We start from the raw sequence: 17,025 nt of genomic DNA, 5'->3' as shown, positions 1-17,025 counted from the left end.
GGCCGATGTGGCCGGGATCACCGGAAGGCCACCGGCGCGCGCAGGTCGCTGAAGTCGATCGCGCGTTCCGCGTCGCGGAGTGCCTGCTCGGCCACCCGGCGAACCTCGGCCAGTACATCTCCGTGCTCCTGCACGAGACTGGCGTAGATCGGTGCCTCGGACCTGTCTGCGGAACTCATGTCGAACTTCTCCGTCAATCAGTTGCGTACACTCCCCGCCGGTGGGCGCAAGTGCGGGCCGAGTGTACGTGCTCCGCCATCCGCGCCGCAGCTCGTATCGCGACAACGCGTCTCGGCCACCATGATCACGTACCGAATCCCGTGGTCATCGCGCGGGCGGGGGTCCGTCGGACGGTCCGGGGCCGCGTGGCGGTGCTCCCGCCGGTTCGTCAGCGCCGGCCGCGCCCTCGGGGGCGTCTCCGGCCGGTGCGAGCGGCATGGTGCCGCTGCCTCGCAGGCGCTCCAGGTCGGCGGGGCGCACCTGGATGACGAGCAGGGCGATCAGCGCCGCGACGATCGCCAGGACGGCGGCGCCGATGAACGCGCTCGAAATGCCCGATGCCAGTACCTGGTCACCCCAGGACCCCGGCAGCTCCCCCGTCCTGCGGAACTCCAGCATCTCGGCCGGGGTCGCCTCCGCCATGAAACGCGGGACCTGATCGGTGGCCTCGTTGCGGCTGGCCGTACCGAAGATCGTGACCAGGATGGACAGGCCGAGCGACCCGCCCACCTGCTGGGTGGTGTTGAGGATGCCGGAGGCCGCCCCGGATTCGTGCGGCGCCACACCCGACACCGCCATCAGGGTCAGCGAGACGAACTGCATCCCCATACCGAGGCCGAAGACCAGCATGGGGCCGAGGATGCTCCCCAGATACGTGCTGTCGATGTCCGTCATCGTCAGCCAGCCGAGTCCCACCGCCGCCAGGACCGCACCCACCACCATGAACGGCTTGGGACCCCACCTGGGCAGCAACTGCGAGGCGATTCCCGCGCCCACCGCGATGATCGCGCTCACCGGCAGGAACGCGAGACCGGCCTTCAAGGGGCTGAAATTCAGGACGTTCTGGACGAACAGCGTCAGGAAGAAGAACATGCCGAACATCGCCGCGGCGAGGCTCAGCATCATTCCGTAGGAGCCTGCTCGGTTGCGGTCGCGGAACATCCCCAGGGGCGTGATGGGCTGCCTCGACCTGTTCTCGATCACCAGGAACACGGCGAGCAGCACGAGGGCGGCGCCGAAGGCGGCGAGGGTCACGCTGTCGCGCCAGCCGTCCTTCGAGGCGCGGATGAAGCCGTAGACCAGCAGCACCATGCCCGCGGTCGAAGTGAGCGCGCCGAGGATGTCGAAGTGTCCCGGGTGTCGTTCCGACTCGCGGATGTAGTGGGGCGTCGCGAACGCGATCAGCAGGCCGATGGGCACGTTCACGAAGAGGATCCAGCGCCAGTCGAGCCACTCCACGAGCAGCCCGCCCGCGAGCAGCCCGATCGCGCTGCCACCCGCCGACACGGCGGCGAACACACCGAACGCCCGGTTCCGCTCGGGCCCTTCGCGGAAGGTGGTGGTGATGAGCGCAAGGGCCGTGGGCGAGGCGATGGCGCCGCCGACGCCCTGGAGCGAGCGCGCGGCGAGCAGTTGCCAGGATTCCTGCGAGAGTCCGCCGAGCAGAGAGGCGAAGACGAACAGCAGGATGCCGAACATGAAGACTCTGCGGCGGCCGAGAATGTCGCCCAGCCGGCCTCCGAGCAGCAGCAGGCCGCCGAAGGTCAGCGTGTAGGCGTTGATCACCCAGGACAAGGTCTCGGTGGAGAAGCCCAGCGAGGTCTGGATGTGCGGCAGGGCAATGTTCACGATGGTGATGTCGAGGACCACCATCAACTGGCAGGACGCGATGACCAGCAGAGCCATTCCGCTGCCGTGGCCCCGCTCGGGGGCTGCGGCAGTTCGGGAGGATGGTGCGTGGGAGCTTGTCATGGCATCTACGCCTCGCGTCAGCGGTGAAGGCATGCGCTCACCCATCGACGTTATGCCTCGGCTCCCGGCCTCGCCAATCGATCACCCGTGGTCAGTCGCCCACGGCCGCCCGGTGCAGAATCCCGGCCAGTTCACCGGGCCGGGAGAACATCGGCCAGTGCCCGGTGTCCATCGTGACCAGTCGCCAGTGCTCGCTCTTCAGCAGTTCGGCGACGTCCTCGCTGGGCTCGGCGCCGTCGAGCAGGCACTTGATGTACATCGCCGGAAGCTCGCCGAGCGGGCGCGTGAGGATGGCAGGCTCGGTCAGCGTGGCGCCCGGATGCGGGGTCGAGCCGCCCACGATCCGTGCGGTCTGCTCAGCGGTCAGATCCTGGCCCTCGCAGTCCGCGGCGGTGAGCGGCGCCCAGAAGCCCCCGTTCTCCCTGATCGGGGTCTCCAGCTTCTCGCGGCCCTCCCACCAGCCGGAGGCGAACGACTCGCCGTCGGCGGGAACGCTGGAGTCCACGAAGACCACCCGGGTCAGCCGGTCCCCCAGCCGCTCGGCGGCCTGGCCGACCGGAATGCCCGAGTAGCTGTGCCCGACCAGCACGACGTCGCGCAGATCAAGGCGCTCCACCTCGTCGACGATGTCCTGCACGTGGGTCTGCTGCCCGGCCGCCAGGCCCTTCTTCTCGGCGAGGCCGGTCAGTGTCAGCGGGTGCACGCCGTGCCCCGCGGCCCGCAGTCCGGGCACCACCTCGTCCCACGCCCACGATCCCAGCCACGCGCCCGCTACCAGTACGAATTCGCTCATGGGGGCAACCTAGCGGGAGGGTACGACAGTCGGCCTCCCGCACGGAGCCGACCGGCGCCCGCCCCCACCGACGGTGAGCGCGTCCCGCTGCCCGCAGAGGTGCCGGCCAGGACGTTGATTCCCAAGGAGCCGTTCTGCATACGGATGTCGGCCGAATACCCCCTGACGGAACGGGAGTACATCGACCTCGGGGACCTGGCCGACGAGTCGAGGACGACGACGGCGGTCCGGAGGCTCTGGTCGAGGCATGCGTGATGGCCGGATTCGTCCCGTCACGCAGGCGGATCTGCTCTACCTCCCGGAGCTGCACCCGGCATTCGAATAGAGTTGATCGTTGTTGATGGCAGGGGCACTTGAGCGGGAGAAGAGCATGAGCGACGTCACTGGATTCCAGGACATCTCCCCGACCACCCTCGCCGATGTTCTCGGGCGCGAACAGGTCATGGACATCGGTATCCGTCCACTGTGGCAGCCGATGCCGCGTATCGCGGGGCCCGCCTTCACCGTGCGGTGCCCTCCGGGTGGCAACCTCATGCTGCACGCGGCCATATACCGCGCGGAGCCCGGTTCGGTGGTCGTCGTCGAGGCCGGTGACGTGGACTTCGCGGTGGCCGGAGGAAACGTGTGCGCCGTCGCCCGGCGCCGGGGAATCGCGGCGTTCGTGGTCGACGGCGTGATCCGTGACCTCGCCGAGGTACGCGAGATGGGCTTCCCGGTCTTCGCCAGGGGCGTCATTCCCGTCCCGGGGGTCAAGGAGGGCGTGGCGCCGCTCAACGGCCCGGTGCGGTGCGGCGGGGTGAAGGTGAGCGCCGGCGACATCGTGGTGGCGGACGAGGAGGGCATCGTCGTCACGCCGGGCGGTCGTCGGGAGCAGGTCCTCGCCGACGCCCGGGCGAAGCAGGCCAAGGAGGCCGGCGAATCCCACGACGCCTGGGAGGCGGCGCACCGCGCCCGCATCGACACGATCCTGGCCGGCAACGGCTTCCAGGGCTGAACACCACTGTGCCCGGTGCCGGAACGGCCGGGCCGGAGCACAGCGAACCGCCCGGGACATGGTCCCGGGCGGTCGAGTGGTTCAGAGCGTTTCAGGCGCGGCCCTTCACGTAAGCGGTGAGTCCTGCCGTGAGGTTGAGCGGTACGCCGATCAGTTCGACGACCATGGCCTTCCACGCGTAGTGGATGTTGATGACCTTGTTCAGGTACACGTACGGGAAGTTCCGTGCGATCCGCAGGAGGGAGAGCTTTCGGCGACGCGCGGCGTAGATGAGGGGCGCCCACAGCAGCACGATCTCCACACCGAGCCACCACAGCAGGGCCGCCCAGACGGACTGGTGGAACGCGACGACGCCGCGCCGAAGGTGACATCTCCGTCGCAGGACCTGGTCACGCAGCGCAATGGCGGTGGCTGCCGCAATGGGGCGGATAGCCGGGCGTCACGGAAGACTCAGGCCCATATACGTTTACGCCATATACGTACACATCACACCTCGATGGCAGGAACGCCAAGAGGGCGGGGTGGGGTGATGGTTGACCAATGGGTTTAAGGTTTGACCAGAGTCATAACGAAATGCCCGGGAATGTCATGAACCAACGCCGCCACGCGTCCGACAGCACACAGGAGCTCCTCCATACCCTTGGGCGTCTTGTCGATCAGGCCCTGGACAACATCCGGCTCCAGCGGGCCCAGGCGGAGTTCGGTATGGCCTTGCAGCGGCACATGCTTCCATTCGCGCTGCCCGAGTTCCCGGGCATCCGGCTGGCAACGCGGTACACGCCCTGTCAGGACGGCATGGCTGTCGGCGGTGACTTCTACGACGCCTTCGCGATGCGGAACGGCGTGGCGGGCATCGCGATAGGTGATGTGCAGGGCCACGGAGTGGAGGCTGCTGCCTTCATGGGGGAGGCCCGTGCCAGTCTGCGAGCCCTCGCCAGTGTCACGGCCGACCCTGGGGAGGTGCTGACCTGCACCAACGACCTGCTGATCGCGCTGGGCTGTGACCTCTTCACCACCTGTTGCCTGGTGAGTTTCGTCCCGGAGAGCGGGGATCTCGGGGTCGCCCGGGCCGGCCACGTCCCCATGGTGTGGGGCACCGACTCCGGCGAGTCCGGTGTCTCTCTGGACGCCGGCGGGATGCCGCTGGGGATTCTGCCCGACCAGACGTACCCGGTGGCGCGCCGGCAGGTGACGGAGCCGGGTTACCTCGTCCTGCTGACCGACGGTGTGGTCGAGGGGCCGTCGTACCCGATCGACGAGGGTCTGGCGGAGGTGGCCAGGCTGGTGGGCGCGGCCTCCGGAGTGGCTCCCGACGTACTCGCGTCGCAGGTGATCCAGGTCGCCGACCTCACGGGCCACGATGACGATGCCGCCGTACTCGTCGTCCGCTACGACGGGCGGCCGGGCACCGGGTAGCGGAGGCAGGGCAGGGACCCGTGTCACGGGCGTCGGCGCGTCCGACCGGGCGGGACGACCCGATGTGGTGTCTGATGCTGTGGTGAACAGCGCGTGGCTGCGACAGCACAAAATCACTGCTCTGACGATTCTGGCGGTCGCCGTTCTCTACTACGCGACCGCCCGCCTCGGGCTGCTTCAGCAGCTGGTGCGCGACCAGGTCACGCCCCTGTGGCCACCGACCGGGATCGCGCTCGCAGCCCTCCTGCTGTTCGGTCTGCGGATCTGGCCCGGAATCGCCGTCGGCGCCCTCGTCGTCAACATCTCCATCGGCCCCACGACCGCGTCCGTACTGGCGATCGTCGCAGGCAACACCCTTGCCCCCGTCTGCTCGTACCTGCTGCTGCGCCGGACCGGATTCCACAACGACCTCGACCGACTACGCGATGCGCTGGCCCTGGTCTTCCTCGGCGCCCTGGGCCCCATGCTGATCAGCGCAACCGTCGGCAGCGGCACTCTTGTCCTGTCAGGGGCGCTCCCGGCCGACGGCTTCTGGCCGACCTGGTCGGTCTGGTGGACAGGCGATGCGACGGGCGTCCTGCTCGTCACCCCCTTCCTGCTCGTGCTCCGGCACGCCCGGTGGCCACGCGACGTCGGCCTCGCCGAATGGGCCGAAGCGGCGGCGCTGGTGGCGTGCACGCTGACCGTGACCCTCCTGGCGACCGCCAGCGGCAGCTCATCCCTGCTCTTCCTGGTGTTCCCCTTCCTGATCTGGGCCGCGTTCCGCTTCGAACGTGCCGGGGCCGCACCGTGCGCCCTGGGCGTGTCCATGCTCGCGATCCTCGCCGCCGGCCGGGAGACCGGCCCCTTCGCCCATCGCGATCTCCTGACCAACATGGTCACCCTCCAGGCGTTCAACGGCTCCCTCTCCCTCACCGCCCTGCTTCTCGCCGCGCTCATCACCGAACGCAACCGCACGCACGAGGAGATCCAGCGGTTGTGCGTCCAGCTCGCGAACACGGTCACGCGGCGGGACAAGGAGTCCCACCCGGAGCCGCCCGAACGGTGAGACCGCCACCAGCGCGCTGTCACAAACACGGTCTGATAGCAAACGCTCGCATGCCGGCGCGCAGCCCGCACATCACTCCGATGCCTTGATCCCCATGGGAGTTCTCGATGCGCCCTGCCCCAATGCCCTTCCTCTCCGGATGTTCCCGCCGCATCCGTCCCCCTTCCGTCGACCGTCTCCGGCCCGGGAGACCGGTCCGGCCCGCCACCGCCACCCGTCGCACGCGTGCTTCTGGTCTCGCCTGCACCAACTGGTGCGGCGTGAGCACCAGGACGACGCCCCGGTCGACGACACCCGGGCCTTCCCGATCGACCCGTCCGGGGTCGAGGCACTCGCCGCGCTGAAGCTGCCGCAGCCGCCCGTCGACCCCAGCACACTCACCGACTAACCAGGAGGCCGTGCCGACATGAGACCACCCCGACGCCAAGCCCTCGCGCTGGCAGGTGCCACCGGTGCCGCTCTCCTGGTCTCCGGTGCGCCCGGCCGGGCGCAGGCGGCCACGGGCGACGGGGGTGCGGGCACGCACGACACACTGCGGTTGCGAACCGTTGAGCTGATCATGGGCGGCGCCATCGACCCGGTCGACCCGACGATGAAGCCGGGGGCAGCAGGCCAGAGTTGGGCGTCCACGCCCACGGTCCGCTGGACGACGGGCGCGCCGGTCCGTCACCAAGCAGACACTCCCGATGTCGTTCGAGGAGGCCCCCGACGCGTCCGGTACCTACTTAATTGGAGAGCGGAAACCCGACCGTACGCGGGCTTCCAGCCCAAGCCCCCTTCAACGCCAACGCCACCACCACGGACAGCCACTGCAAGTACGGCGCCGACGGCGGGGCGGGTGTACGACGAGATCGCCGTGGGGCGCAGCGCCCTGGGCCCGGTCGTGATGCTTCGCCGCGATCACGACGGCATGTCGGGCAGCAGTCCCAACTGGTCGAGGAATTCGACCTGATCGAAGTAGAGGCGGTAGCTGACGATCCGGCCGTCCTCCACCGTGGCGACGTCGCAGCCCCGAATCCTGACGGGCTTCTGCGTGGCCGGCAGGATCTCCCCGGAGGGCAGCGGCAGCGGGCCGGTGTTCGTGCCCGAGTAGAACCCTTCATCGATCGCCGTGTTGCCCACCTCGTACTTGTGCAGCGACTCAAATGTGCTGCCGGGCAACGCGTCTGTCATCTGACGCCAGTATTCGGTGATGCTCTCCCGTCCCCGGATCTCGCCCTGGTCCGGTGTAAAGGCGACCGCGTCCTCGGCGTAGAGCTCCGCGATGGCCTTGAGGTCGTTCGTCGTGGTGAGCGCCTCGGTGAGCCGGTCCATTACCTCGCGCGCCTGTCCCATGATCCACCTCCTGCTTCCCTGTGGTCACATGGCGATTTTCCCATGGCCGAGGTGCGGTGGAACGGCAGGCGGACCTGCCGGACAGGGGATACGACCGGCGCCGGGCGGTGGAGGCACGCAACCCTCCTGCAACGTTGAGGCGGGTTCACTGGGGCGGCGCAGCTGTTTTCAGCAGTCGGAGAAAGGCCCGTAGGTGAACGCACACGAGACGAACCATCCCCCTGGTGACGCGCCGGCTCCCGTCGTGGAGCTCACTCCTGCGGCTGCCGCTCTGCTGCGCCGGCTCCGGGCGGATCACGGCCCGCTGATGTTCCACCAGTCCGGCGGCTGCTGCGACGGCAGTGCGCCCATGTGCTACCCGGCCGGTGAGTTCCGGACGGGGAACTCGGACGTGCTGCTCGCTTCCCTCGACGTCACCGGCGTCGCCGAACCGGTCCAGTTCTGGATGTCGAAGAGCCAGTACGAGGTGTGGGCGCACACCCGGCTGATCGTCGACGTGGTCGAGGGGCGCGGCAGCGGGTTCTCGCTGGAGGCTCCCGAAGGGGTGCGGTTCCTGATCCGCTCGCGGCTCGTCGGCACCTGAGAGCCGACGAGCCGGACCGGACGGTCACGCCGTGTCGCGTACCGCCACGATGCCGTTGAACACACCCGCGTACGCCGTGATCAGCGCTGCGGCCTCTGCGGAGGCTTCGGGTGCTGCTTGCGGGAGCGGTTGTCCAGCATGGCTCGTCTGATCTCGGCCGCGGTGGCACGGGCATGTGCCGAGGTCGCCGTGTGGTCGGCCACCGCGGTGACGAAGCGATGCGTGGGGTGCTGGCACCGCCCACACGGCCTATCGCTGGTGACCAGATAGCCGTCCTCGCACTGCGGGTCGGAGCAGTGGCCCGGCTGCAGCAGCTGCTCCGTGATCTCCTCGACGCTCCAGCGGCGGCGGCCGTCCTCGTCCTTCTCGTGCAGGGCGTGGGACCAGCGCGTGTTCCACCGGCGTTCCATCCGGTCCACCAGCTGGGCGGGCGTGCGACGGCCCAGTTCCTGGTGGATCAGCTCGTGGATCTCCTGCGGCATGCGGCGGCCGAGCGCCTGCGTCAGCGGCTGCGGAATGGCGCGCAGTACGTAGCCGACCGGGTCCGAGCCCGCCCTCTGGTGCCAGGTCCGGCATCCGCATTCGCCTTCGGGCGGCATCGGGGTGTGGCAGCGTCCGCACAGCCCACGGCATTCTCCGCAGAGCCCGTCGTTCAGCCCGTCCAGGTGGGGGGCGGGAGACCTGCCGCACTCGCGGCAGCAGGCGGCGCACAGTCCGCAGAGCCGTTCGTTGCCCAGTTTCGTCGTCCAGGACCGCTGCTGGCACCGGCAGCAGAGCCCGGTGTTGCAGTACTCGTGGTGCGCGGCGCCCGACTGCCGTCCGGGGAGTGGGAAGGACATTGGTGCGTTCTCCAGATACGTGGCGGGGGCCGTCCGGAGCAGTGCGCGGCCGGGTTCCCTCGCCATTGTCCCGTATCGGACGGAGCCGCGTAGCTGAAAGGGCTGGTTACGGGGAAACGGTGCAGGTCAGGGGTGCAGGCCGCTGACGACATTCGCGGTGGCGGTGATCCCCTCCTGGATGGACGGCGCCATGCTCGTGCCGGCGAGGAAGAAGCCGAGCAGGGCGCAGACCACTGCGTGGGAGACCTTCAGTCCTCCGTTGCGCAGGAAGATCACCGCAAGAATCAGCAGGAACAGCACCAGTGAGATCGAAATGGCCATGCCAACCTCCTCCGCCGCGCCTGAATTGCGGCATTCGGCCGCCAGTGTGGCGCAGCGGAGGGGCCATCCGGCGCACCGGCGTGTCCGCCGAACGGGTGTTGACTCGGCGTGACCGTTTCGGCGCTGCGTGACCGGTCAGGCGGTGGTGCGCCCTTCCCTCTCGCGGTCGCGCAGGAACTTTTCGAGTCCGGCCAGGTCATCGGTGTTGAGGTGGTCGACCCCCGCCGCGAGGAGTTCGGTCCATACGGCGTCGCGTGCCGGGCCCGGCACGTCGGGTGTCGCCCAGAAGCGGACGCGCCGGTCCTGCTGGTGCGCGGTGTCGACGAGGGTGCGGAGCCTGTCCCGCTCGGCCGCGGGGAAGGGGCCGGTGCCCAGCCAGCTGAAGCTCTGGGTCCAGTTGCTGCTGATGAGCGGGATGAAGGAGGCGGATGCCGGACCGGTGAGGTCGTCGAGCCGGCCGTCGTAGAAGGCGTACCGCGTGCGCTGCGCTTCCATGGGCACGCGGGCGGCCCGGTCGCCGGAGATGACGGGGGTGACCGCACCGGTGTGGACGCGGCCGTTCCTGAAGCGGGTCAGGATCTTGCGGTAGGGCTGGAGCTGCCGGTCCAGTTCGGCGTAGGCGGCGGCGCCCTCGTTCTTGATGTCGATCAGCAGTTGCAGCGGGGTGCGGTGCCCGGCGTGCACGGTGCCGTGGTTCGCCGTGACGCGCGCCAGCAGCGGGTCGAGGTAGAGCGAGGCGAGGGTACGGGTGGGGTCGAGCCCGGCGGGTTCGTGGGCCACGAGCAATTCGCCGCCGACGAGGAAGATGTCCGCCTCTACGCTGGTGAATCGATGGTCGAGCGCGTCACGCAGCGGGCGCGGGTGCAGGTAGTCGTTGTGCGCGTGGGCGTGGGCCAGCGGACGCGGACCGGGCCGGCCGTTGGCGGCCGCCGCCTGCGCGGGGATCGCTACGCCCGCGGCCGCGGTGACGAGTGCGGTGGTGACGACTCTGCGACGGGTCAGGTATGCCATGGCGTCTCCCTGGAGCGAGGGGGCGGTACCGGAGGGCGGACGCGACCGAGTATGGAGCCGCACCACCTCCTACGGGCAGGTACCTGCCAAAAGTTGGACCGTCCGTCGCCCGCCCGTCGACTACGCCGCGTCTGCTGTTTCCCGGTCGGGCGGGGGCAGTTCGAGGCCGGCCACCGATGCCCCTGACTACCCGCGCGGTCCCACGGCCTCCGTGAGCTCGCACTGCCGGTCCAACTCGCCCCAGCGCACTGTCCGGTCGCACTTGCGCTCCAGGAGCACCCGGTCGTGACCCACGGCCAGCAGTGCCGCCCCGGACTCCGTGCGGTACGCCTCCACGACCGCGACGAGTGCGGCGGTGGTCGAGGCGTCCAGCATCGCCGTCATCTCGTCGCAGATCAGCAGCCCCGGCCTGAGCACCAGGGCACGGGCGAGGCAGGCCCGTTGCAGCTGCCCGTCGCTGACCGCGTGCGGGCGGCGTCCCAGGAGTTCCTCGGTGAGTCCGACCTCCCGCGCCAACTCTCCTACTCGCTTGGTGACTTCGCGGCGCCGCCCGGTGGACCTCAGCGGCTGAGCGATGAGCTCGCGCAGGCTCAGGCGGGGGCCGGCGGAGAGGCGCGGCTGCTGGAACACGCCTGTGAGGTACCAGAGCGGGAAGGCGGCTCGCACACCGTCCTTGGTGCGGACGCCGTCCTTGCCGGGCTTCCAGCCGGCCTCGTCGAGGATGTTCTTCGCCGCGCGTATCCCCGCCCCTGACACCCTTGGCAGGTAAGCCGGTTCGGGTTATGGCGCCGGCAGCTCCATCAGTTCCGCAATGACCTCGCGATGCCGGCCGGCCGTCCCGTACGCGATCGAGTCGGCCTTGGCCCGCTTCAGATACAGATGCGCGGGGTGCTCCCACGTCATGCCGATCCCGCCGTGCAGCTGAACGCACTCCTCGGCGGCGTGGACCGCGACTCCCGAGCAGTACGCCTGGGCCACGGCGACCGCGAGCGGCGCGTCGGGGCTGTTGGCGGCCAGCTCGCCCGCCGCGTTGCGGGCAGCGGCCCGGGCGGAGACGATCTCCAGCCAGAGCTGCGCCATCCGGTGCTTGAGCGACTGGAACGAGCCCACCGGCCGGTTGAACTGGTGGCGTTCACGGGTGTACCGGACGGTCTCGGTCAGACACCACTCGGCGATACCGAGCTGTTCGGAGGCGAGGAGCCCGGCGCCCACGAGCAGTCCGCGCCGCACCGCCGGGACGGCGGACGCGGCATCGGCGACGCGGACACCGGTCGCGCCGTTCAGGACGACGGTGGCGAGCGGGCGGGTCAGGTCGAGTGAGACGAGCGGTTCGACGGTGACCCCGTCCGCCGCCGTCTCCACCGCGTACAGACCGTCGGTGGTGGGGACAAGCAGCACATCGGCGGTGGCCGCGTCGGCGACACCGGTGACGGTCCCCTCCAGCCTGCCGGTCACCGCGCTTGCGGGCTGTGCCTCGTCGGCGGCCGGGGCGGAGAACGGCACGGCGAGGGCCGCCGTCCTGCGCCCTGCGGCGAGTTCGCCCAGCAGCTCGACGACGGACCCGTCCGTCGCGGCCAGCGCGAGGAGCGTCTCGGTCGCGACGACCGAACTCGTCAGATACGGCGCGGGGGCGACGCTGCGGCCGAGCTCCTCCAGGACCACGGCGGCCTCACGGTGCGAGGCGCCCTGACCGCCGAGCTTCTCCGGTACGAGAAGTCCGGCGGCGCCGATGTCGGCGGCGAGCGCCTTCCAGAGCCGGGGGTCGTACGGCGTGTCGGACTCGACGCGGGCGATGACGCCCGGCGCGTCGGCCCGGTCGGCGAGCAGCGCGCGCACGGCGGCGCGCAGGTCCTCCTCGGCCTCGGAGTACAGGAGGACGGGCATCGGGTTCGGTTCGTCCTGCGCCGGCTGTGCTGATTGTGCGGTCATCGGGAGAGGTCCTTCCAGGCGACGTCCTTGTCGTTGCGTGGTTCCGGGGGCAGCCCGAGCACGCGCTCGGCGACGATGTTCAGCAGTACCTCGCTCGTACCGCCCTCGATGGAGTTGCCCTTGGAGCGCAGATAGCGGTACCCGGCGTCGCGGCCCGTGAAGTCCACCAGTTCCGGGCGGCTCATGGTCCAGTCGCTGTACAACAGGCCCTCGTCGCCGAGCAGTTCGACTTCGAGCCCGCTGATCTGCTGGTTGAGGCGGGCGAAGGCGAGCTTCATGGCCGACCCTTCGGGGCCGGGCTGTCCGACCATGAGCTGCTGACGCAGCCGTTCGCCGCTGAGCCTGGCCACCTCGGCCTCCACCCAGAGGGTGAGGAGGCGCTGATGGAGGTCGTGGGTGCGCAGCTCGGGGCGTTCGCGCCAGGTCCGTGTGACGGTGCCGATCATGCCTCCCTCGCGCGGGATACGGGCTCCGCCGATCGAGACGCGCTCGTTCATGAGGGTGGTCTGGGCGACCTTCCAGCCGTCGCCGACCGGGCCGAGCCGCATGCTGTCCGGGATGCGTACGCCGGTCAGGAAGACCTCGTTGAACTCGGCCTCGCCGGTGATCTGCCGCAGCGGCCGTACCTCGACGCCGGGGTCGGTCATGTCGCAGATGAAGTAGCTGATGCCCCGGTGCTTGGGCAGGTCCGGGTCGGTGCGGGCGATCAGGATCGCCCAGCGGGCCACATGGGCACTGGACGTCCAGACCTTCTGGCCGTCCACGACCCACGTATCGCCGTCCTTGACGGCGCGCGTGCCCAGTGCGGCGAGGTCGGAACCGGCGCCCGGCTCGCTGAAGAGCTGGCACCAGACCTCCTCGCCGACCCACAGGGGACGCAGGAAGCGCTGCTTCTGCTCGTCGGTCCCGTAGCGGAGGATGGTCGGGGCCGCCATACCGAGGCCGATGCCGATGCGCCGCGGGTCGTTGTCGGGAGCCCCGGCCTCGGCGAGTTCGGCGTCGATGACGTGCTGGAGGAAGCGGGGCGCGTCGAGTCCGCCGAGGCCGACCGGGTAGTGCACCCAGGCGAGACCGGCGTCGAACCGGGCCCTGAGGAAGTCGGTGCGGTCCGTGGTGGCCGGCGGGTGAGCGGCAAGCAACTCGCGGGTGCGGCGGCGGATTTCGGCGGCGGGGAACTTGACGGTCATCGGGCACCTCCTGCCGGGAGGACGACGATGCGGCCGGTGCTCGTGCCGTCGGCGACACGCTGGACGGCACTCGCCGCGTCCGCCATGGCGACACGCTCGCTGATCAGCGGTTTGATGACACCCTGGGCGGCGAGCTTGGTGAGCTCGTCGTGGCAGGCGCGTACGGCCGCGGGGTCCTTGGTGTTGTACAGGCCCCAGTGGAGGCCGACGATCGAGTAGTTCTTCACCAGGGCGTGGTTCAGTCCCGGGGCGGGGATGGTGCCGCTCGCGAAGCCCACGACGACGACGCGTCCCTCGAAGGCGATGCACTTCACGGACTTGGCGTAGGCGTCGCCGCCGACCGGGTCGTAGACGACGTCGGCGCCACGTCCGCCGGTGGCTTCCTTGACGACCGCGACGATGTCCTCGCTGCGCCGGTCGATGACCACGTCGCAGCCCAGCTCGCGGGCGATGCGGGCCTTCTCCGGACCTCCGACGACGCCGATGACGGTGGCTCCTGCGGCCTTGCCGAGCTGCACGGCCGCACTGCCGACCCCGCCCGCCGCAGCGTGCACGAGCAGCGTCTCGCCCGCTTGGAGGTGTGCGCGCCGGTGAAGTCCGAACCAGCCCGTCTGATAGCCGATGTGCAGCGCGGCCGCTTCGGCGTCGTCGAGCGTGTCGGGGGCGGGCAGCAGGGCCGCCTCGTCCGCGACGACGTACTCGGCGAAGCCGCCGTGGGGGAGGGCGGGAGTGGCGAGCACCCTGCGCCCGTCCTCGGTCTCCCCGCAGATCTCCACGCCCGGCGTGAACGGCAGCGGCGGCCGTACCTGGTACTGCCCCCGGCAGAGCAGCGCGTCGGGGAAGTTGATGTTCGCCGCGCGCACCCTGAGCAGCACCTGCCCGTCTCCGGGGGTGGGGCGGTCCGTCTCTTCGAGCTCCATCACCTCGCTCGGCTCGCCGTTCCGGTGCACTCGCCATGCCTGCATGAGGGGCCTCCACAACACTGTCGGCATTACCACTGCTCCGGAGCATACTAAGCGGTCGCTTGCCCGTCTGGGAACACCTCGGCCTCGATGACCGCGCGCTCACGCCCGCTTCGGTCTGGCCTTGACGTGCATGCGCTCCCCCTGCGGCCCGAACAGGCTCAGATACTCCACCGGCTGCTCGCCCACCGGACCGAACCAGTGCGGCAGCCGCGTGTCGAACTCCGCCGCCTCGCCGGCGCCCAGCACCAGATCGTGTTCGGCCAGCAGCAGCCGCAGCTTCCCGGAGAGCACGTACAGCCATTCGTAACCCTCGTGCGTGCGCTGCTCCGGCACCTCCGTGCTGCCCGCCCAGTGCACGACCTTGAACGCCTGGAGGCCGCCGGGCCTGGCGGTCAGCGGCAGCACGGTCCGCCCGTCGTGGACGATCGGCTTGATCCTGACCCGGGGGTCCCCCACGGGCGGCGCGCCGATGAGGTCGTCGAGCGGAACCTCGTGGGCGCGGGCGATGGGGAGCAGCAGTTCGAGGCTGGGGCGCCGGCCGCCGGACTCCAGCCGCGAGAGGGTGGACACGGAGATGCCGGTGGCCGCCGAGAGGGCGGCGAGTGTGACGTCGCGCTCCTTGCGCAGACGGCGCAGCCGGGGTCCTACACCGGTGAGCACGGCGTCGATTTCCGGGTCGTCCCGGTGCTGTTCGTTCATACCGACCATTGCAGGATCAGCAAACGACTTTGTCAATCGGGTACGAAGACCACAGGCGCGCCCGAAGATCGGGCCCGCCCGGAGATTGAGTACGGACCGCCGACGAGCAGGGTCGCAGCCCTGACGCGAGGCCCCTTGCTCAGCGGGCGAAGACCTCGAATGCGACGGCGGGACGATCGCCGAAGCGGCTCGCGGCCATGCGGGACATGCCGTCCAGGAACGTGCGGCAGTACGTCTCGGGGTCTTCCTCGGTCAGTACCTCGATGTACGTGCGGTGGGCGAGCAGCGATTCGACGGACCGCTCGAATCCCTCGCTCGCGTCGACCGCGTGGGTGGGCCTGTCGGTGCCGGCGACGGCCACCCAGCGCACGCCGCCCCACGGTTCGAGTCCCTGCTCGGTCAGCTCCGGGAAGATCCACCGGTTGCCGGCGTCGCCCGCGGCGTCGAGGGTGGCCCGGCCGACCGCGCGGTGGTCGGGGGTGTTCCACATCGAGCCGCCCCACGTGTCGCGGTGGTTGAGCGTGATGAGCAGTTCGGGACGGTGCCGGCGGATGGCCGCGGCGATGTCGCGGCGCAGCCGCGTGCCGTACTCGATCACACCGTCCTTGTGATCCAGGAACTCCACCGTGCTGACGCCGACGACCGCGGCACTCGTCCGCTGCTCGCGCTCCCGCAGCGGCGCGCATTCCTCCGGGGCGATCGTGTCGATGCCCGCTTCGCCGCGGCTTGCGAGGAGATAGGCGACGTCACGTCCGGCGTCGGTCCAGCTCGCGACGGCCGCGGAACAGCCGTACTCCAGGTCGTCGGGGTGGGCGACAACGGCCAGCGCGCGCTGCCAGTCCGTGGGCATGGGTTCCAACTGCTGCGTCATACCCGCAGGTTATCGGCGCGGGGGCCGGATCATCCGTCATTCCACGCGGGCCGGTCAGGGCAGGGAGCCGGTCAGGCCAGGGCGAGGAAGAGCTTCTCCAGGCGGGCCCGCATCCGGTCACGGTCGGCGGGCTCGGCGGTGCCGTCGGCCATGCAGTGCTGCAGACCCGTCGCGATGATCGCGAAACCGGCGCGGTCGAGGGCCCGCGAAACGGCCGCCATCTGCGTGATCACATCCTCGCAGTCGCGCCCTTCCTCGATCATCCTGATGACCGCGTTGAGCTGGCCCTGGGCGCGGCGCAGGCGGTTGAGGACCGATTTCAGTTCATCGGCCGCCATGTCGAGTTCCACTCACCCTCCTCGAATACCCTGGGGGGTATTCTAGCCGGTCCGGGGCAAGAGAGACGGAGTCTCCTGTCCGGCCCGGTGACCGAAAGGAATCTCAGATCGTGACCAGCCCCGCTTCCCTCTCCCCCGCGCAGGCCGCAGCCCGTCTGGAGGAGTTCACCGTGATCGATGTGCGGGCCCCCGGCGAGTACGCCTCCGGTCATGTGCCCGGTGCGCTGAACATCCCGCTCGACCGTCTCAGGGAGGCCGTGCCCGCTCTCAAGGCCGCCGCCGCCCGGGGCTCGCTGCTCGTGGTGTGCGCCTCCGGCGTCCGCTCCACGCGGGCCTGCGAGATCCTCTCGGCCGCCGACATCGACGCCTCCACCCTGAGCGGCGGCACGTCCGCCTGGGAGGTCGACGGACACGACCTGGACCGTCCCGAGGGTGCCCGCGCCACCTGGCCCATGGAGCGTCAGGTTCGGCTCGCAGCCGGTTCGCTGGTGGTGGCCGGGATGCTGGCCGGGACCCGATTCCCGGCGGCCCGCTGGCTGTCCGCGGGCATCGGTTCCGGGCTCGTCTTCTCCGCGGTGACCAACACCTGCGGCATGGCGGCTGTCCTGTCGAAGCTGCCGTACAACCGCGCCCCGCGCTCGGCCACGGACCTCGGCGCCACGCTGGACGCACTCCAGAAGTGAGCCGCACCGAAGAGGGAGCCGGCCGCGCGTGACGCGCGGCCG

Annotated in this window: 20 protein-coding genes and 1 pseudogene; 6 read left to right on the top strand and 15 right to left on the bottom strand. The window is 70.0% G+C overall.

Annotated elements, in window-relative coordinates:
• Positions 1-17 precede the first annotated feature (17 nt).
• From ACFT7S_RS27660 to ACFT7S_RS27650, 3 genes are all read right to left on the bottom strand, one after another.
• Positions 18-179: a hypothetical protein gene (locus tag ACFT7S_RS27660; protein ID WP_328907457.1), complete on the bottom strand. Its 162-nt coding sequence runs from the start codon at positions 177-179 to the stop codon at positions 18-20.
• A gap of 145 nt (positions 180-324) precedes the next feature.
• Positions 325-1,971, bottom strand: coding sequence for an MFS transporter (locus ACFT7S_RS27655; RefSeq protein ID WP_382736397.1), 1,647 nt, complete (start codon positions 1,969-1,971; stop codon positions 325-327).
• A 91-nt stretch (positions 1,972-2,062) separates the two neighbouring features.
• A complete protein-coding gene (locus tag ACFT7S_RS27650) occupies positions 2,063-2,764 on the bottom strand; it encodes an alpha/beta fold hydrolase (RefSeq protein ID WP_382736395.1) in 702 nt (233 codons plus the stop codon).
• A 370-nt stretch (positions 2,765-3,134) separates the two neighbouring features.
• Between ACFT7S_RS27650 and ACFT7S_RS27645 the strand changes: the two genes are divergently transcribed.
• Positions 3,135-3,758: an RraA family protein gene (locus ACFT7S_RS27645; RefSeq protein ID WP_382736393.1), complete on the top strand. Its 624-nt coding sequence runs from the start codon at positions 3,135-3,137 to the stop codon at positions 3,756-3,758.
• 91 nt (positions 3,759-3,849) lie between these two features.
• Here the strand turns inward: ACFT7S_RS27645 and ACFT7S_RS27640 are convergent, their stop codons facing one another.
• Positions 3,850-4,059, bottom strand: coding sequence for a hypothetical protein (locus ACFT7S_RS27640; RefSeq protein ID WP_382736392.1), 210 nt, complete (start codon positions 4,057-4,059; stop codon positions 3,850-3,852).
• Positions 4,060-4,346: 287 nt separating this feature from the next.
• Here ACFT7S_RS27640 and ACFT7S_RS27635 point away from each other — a divergent pair, with 287 nt between their 5' ends.
• The 3 genes from ACFT7S_RS27635 to ACFT7S_RS27625 all read left to right on the top strand — a co-directional run bounded on the left by ACFT7S_RS27635 (position 4,347) and on the right by ACFT7S_RS27625 (position 6,610).
• On the top strand, positions 4,347-5,174 hold the full coding sequence (locus ACFT7S_RS27635) for a PP2C family protein-serine/threonine phosphatase (protein ID WP_382736390.1): 828 nt from the start codon (positions 4,347-4,349) through the stop codon (positions 5,172-5,174).
• A 79-nt stretch (positions 5,175-5,253) separates the two neighbouring features.
• Positions 5,254-6,222 (top strand): MASE1 domain-containing protein, encoded by a 969-nt coding sequence (locus ACFT7S_RS27630; RefSeq protein WP_382736388.1) that lies wholly within the window; start codon positions 5,254-5,256, stop codon positions 6,220-6,222.
• 253 nt (positions 6,223-6,475) lie between these two features.
• Entirely contained in the window at positions 6,476-6,610 is a 135-nt protein-coding gene (locus tag ACFT7S_RS27625) for a hypothetical protein (protein ID WP_382736386.1), read from the top strand.
• 512 nt (positions 6,611-7,122) lie between these two features.
• Here the strand turns inward: ACFT7S_RS27625 and ACFT7S_RS27620 are convergent.
• Complete coding sequence (locus ACFT7S_RS27620; RefSeq protein ID WP_382736384.1) at positions 7,123-7,557, bottom strand: nuclear transport factor 2 family protein; 435 nt, start codon at positions 7,555-7,557, stop codon at positions 7,123-7,125.
• Between the two features lie 244 nt (positions 7,558-7,801).
• On the opposite strand from ACFT7S_RS27620, the gene ACFT7S_RS27615 reads away from it, so the two are divergent.
• The gene (locus ACFT7S_RS27615; protein ID WP_382736382.1) at positions 7,802-8,140 is read left to right on the top strand and encodes a DUF779 domain-containing protein; all 339 of its coding nucleotides are present in this window, start codon (positions 7,802-7,804) and stop codon (positions 8,138-8,140) included.
• Positions 8,141-8,220: 80 nt separating this feature from the next.
• On the opposite strand, the gene ACFT7S_RS27610 is transcribed toward ACFT7S_RS27615, so the two are convergent.
• The 10 genes and pseudogenes from ACFT7S_RS27610 to ACFT7S_RS27565 all read right to left on the bottom strand — a co-directional run bounded on the left by ACFT7S_RS27610 (position 8,221) and on the right by ACFT7S_RS27565 (position 16,312).
• Positions 8,221-8,979 (bottom strand): hypothetical protein, encoded by a 759-nt coding sequence (locus ACFT7S_RS27610; RefSeq protein ID WP_382736380.1) that lies wholly within the window; start codon positions 8,977-8,979, stop codon positions 8,221-8,223.
• Positions 8,980-9,105: 126 nt separating this feature from the next.
• Entirely contained in the window at positions 9,106-9,300 is a 195-nt protein-coding gene (locus ACFT7S_RS27605; RefSeq protein ID WP_382736378.1) for a hypothetical protein, read from the bottom strand.
• 135 nt (positions 9,301-9,435) lie between these two features.
• Complete coding sequence (locus tag ACFT7S_RS27600; RefSeq protein ID WP_382736376.1) at positions 9,436-10,311, bottom strand: phosphatidylinositol-specific phospholipase C/glycerophosphodiester phosphodiesterase family protein; 876 nt, start codon at positions 10,309-10,311, stop codon at positions 9,436-9,438.
• A 186-nt stretch (positions 10,312-10,497) separates the two neighbouring features.
• Positions 10,498-10,941, bottom strand: a pseudogene (locus tag ACFT7S_RS27595) (ATP-binding cassette domain-containing protein); the annotation flags it as partial.
• 150 nt (positions 10,942-11,091) lie between these two features.
• On the bottom strand, positions 11,092-12,240 hold the full coding sequence (locus tag ACFT7S_RS27590; protein WP_382736374.1) for an acyl-CoA dehydrogenase family protein: 1,149 nt from the start codon (positions 12,238-12,240) through the stop codon (positions 11,092-11,094).
• Positions 12,237-13,427: an acyl-CoA dehydrogenase family protein gene (locus ACFT7S_RS27585; RefSeq protein WP_382736372.1), complete on the bottom strand. Its 1,191-nt coding sequence runs from the start codon at positions 13,425-13,427 to the stop codon at positions 12,237-12,239. The genes ACFT7S_RS27590 and ACFT7S_RS27585 overlap by 4 nt, the downstream gene beginning before the upstream one ends.
• Positions 13,424-14,392 (bottom strand): NADPH:quinone oxidoreductase family protein, encoded by a 969-nt coding sequence (locus ACFT7S_RS27580; RefSeq protein ID WP_382736370.1) that lies wholly within the window; start codon positions 14,390-14,392, stop codon positions 13,424-13,426. The genes ACFT7S_RS27585 and ACFT7S_RS27580 overlap by 4 nt, the downstream gene beginning before the upstream one ends.
• A 99-nt stretch (positions 14,393-14,491) precedes the next feature.
• A complete protein-coding gene (locus tag ACFT7S_RS27575; RefSeq protein ID WP_382736368.1) occupies positions 14,492-15,091 on the bottom strand; it encodes a helix-turn-helix domain-containing protein in 600 nt (199 codons plus the stop codon).
• Positions 15,092-15,230: 139 nt separating this feature from the next.
• Positions 15,231-15,962: a PIG-L deacetylase family protein gene (locus tag ACFT7S_RS27570; RefSeq protein ID WP_382736366.1), complete on the bottom strand. Its 732-nt coding sequence runs from the start codon at positions 15,960-15,962 to the stop codon at positions 15,231-15,233.
• Between the two features lie 71 nt (positions 15,963-16,033).
• A complete protein-coding gene (locus ACFT7S_RS27565) occupies positions 16,034-16,312 on the bottom strand; it encodes a metal-sensitive transcriptional regulator (protein ID WP_382736364.1) in 279 nt (92 codons plus the stop codon).
• 98 nt (positions 16,313-16,410) lie between these two features.
• On the opposite strand from ACFT7S_RS27565, the gene ACFT7S_RS27560 reads away from it, so the two are divergent.
• Positions 16,411-16,983 carry a rhodanese-like domain-containing protein gene (locus tag ACFT7S_RS27560; protein WP_382736362.1) on the top strand — a complete coding sequence of 191 codons (573 nt, stop codon included), beginning with the start codon at positions 16,411-16,413 and terminating at the stop codon, positions 16,981-16,983.
• Positions 16,984-17,025 lie beyond the last annotated feature (42 nt).

Source organism: Streptomyces sp. NPDC057136, assembly GCF_042670885.1.
In the GTDB taxonomy this organism is placed as follows: Bacteria; Actinomycetota; Actinomycetes; order Streptomycetales; family Streptomycetaceae; genus Streptomyces.
This window is presented reverse-complemented; position numbering and strand designations above follow the sequence as displayed.

Coding starts and splice junctions, on each gene's coding strand:
- ACFT7S_RS27620 (WP_382736384.1), bottom strand. CDS start 7,557: ATGGGACAGGCGCGCGAGGTAATGGACCGGCTCACCGAGGCGCTCACC.
- ACFT7S_RS27575 (WP_382736368.1), bottom strand. CDS start 15,091: ATGAACGAACAGCACCGGGACGACCCGGAAATCGACGCCGTGCTCACC.
- ACFT7S_RS27600 (WP_382736376.1), bottom strand. CDS start 10,311: ATGGCATACCTGACCCGTCGCAGAGTCGTCACCACCGCACTCGTCACC.
- ACFT7S_RS27570 (WP_382736366.1), bottom strand. CDS start 15,962: ATGACGCAGCAGTTGGAACCCATGCCCACGGACTGGCAGCGCGCGCTG.
- ACFT7S_RS27650 (WP_382736395.1), bottom strand. CDS start 2,764: ATGAGCGAATTCGTACTGGTAGCGGGCGCGTGGCTGGGATCGTGGGCG.
- ACFT7S_RS27610 (WP_382736380.1), bottom strand. CDS start 8,979: ATGTCCTTCCCACTCCCCGGACGGCAGTCGGGCGCCGCGCACCACGAG.
- ACFT7S_RS27585 (WP_382736372.1), bottom strand. CDS start 13,427: ATGACCGTCAAGTTCCCCGCCGCCGAAATCCGCCGCCGCACCCGCGAG.
- ACFT7S_RS27635 (WP_382736390.1), top strand. CDS start 4,347: ATGAACCAACGCCGCCACGCGTCCGACAGCACACAGGAGCTCCTCCAT.
- ACFT7S_RS27605 (WP_382736378.1), bottom strand. CDS start 9,300: ATGGCCATTTCGATCTCACTGGTGCTGTTCCTGCTGATTCTTGCGGTG.
- ACFT7S_RS27590 (WP_382736374.1), bottom strand. CDS start 12,240: ATGACCGCACAATCAGCACAGCCGGCGCAGGACGAACCGAACCCGATG.
- ACFT7S_RS27660 (WP_328907457.1), bottom strand. CDS start 179: ATGAGTTCCGCAGACAGGTCCGAGGCACCGATCTACGCCAGTCTCGTG.
- ACFT7S_RS27645 (WP_382736393.1), top strand. CDS start 3,135: ATGAGCGACGTCACTGGATTCCAGGACATCTCCCCGACCACCCTCGCC.
- ACFT7S_RS27655 (WP_382736397.1), bottom strand. CDS start 1,971: ATGACAAGCTCCCACGCACCATCCTCCCGAACTGCCGCAGCCCCCGAG.
- ACFT7S_RS27580 (WP_382736370.1), bottom strand. CDS start 14,392: ATGCAGGCATGGCGAGTGCACCGGAACGGCGAGCCGAGCGAGGTGATG.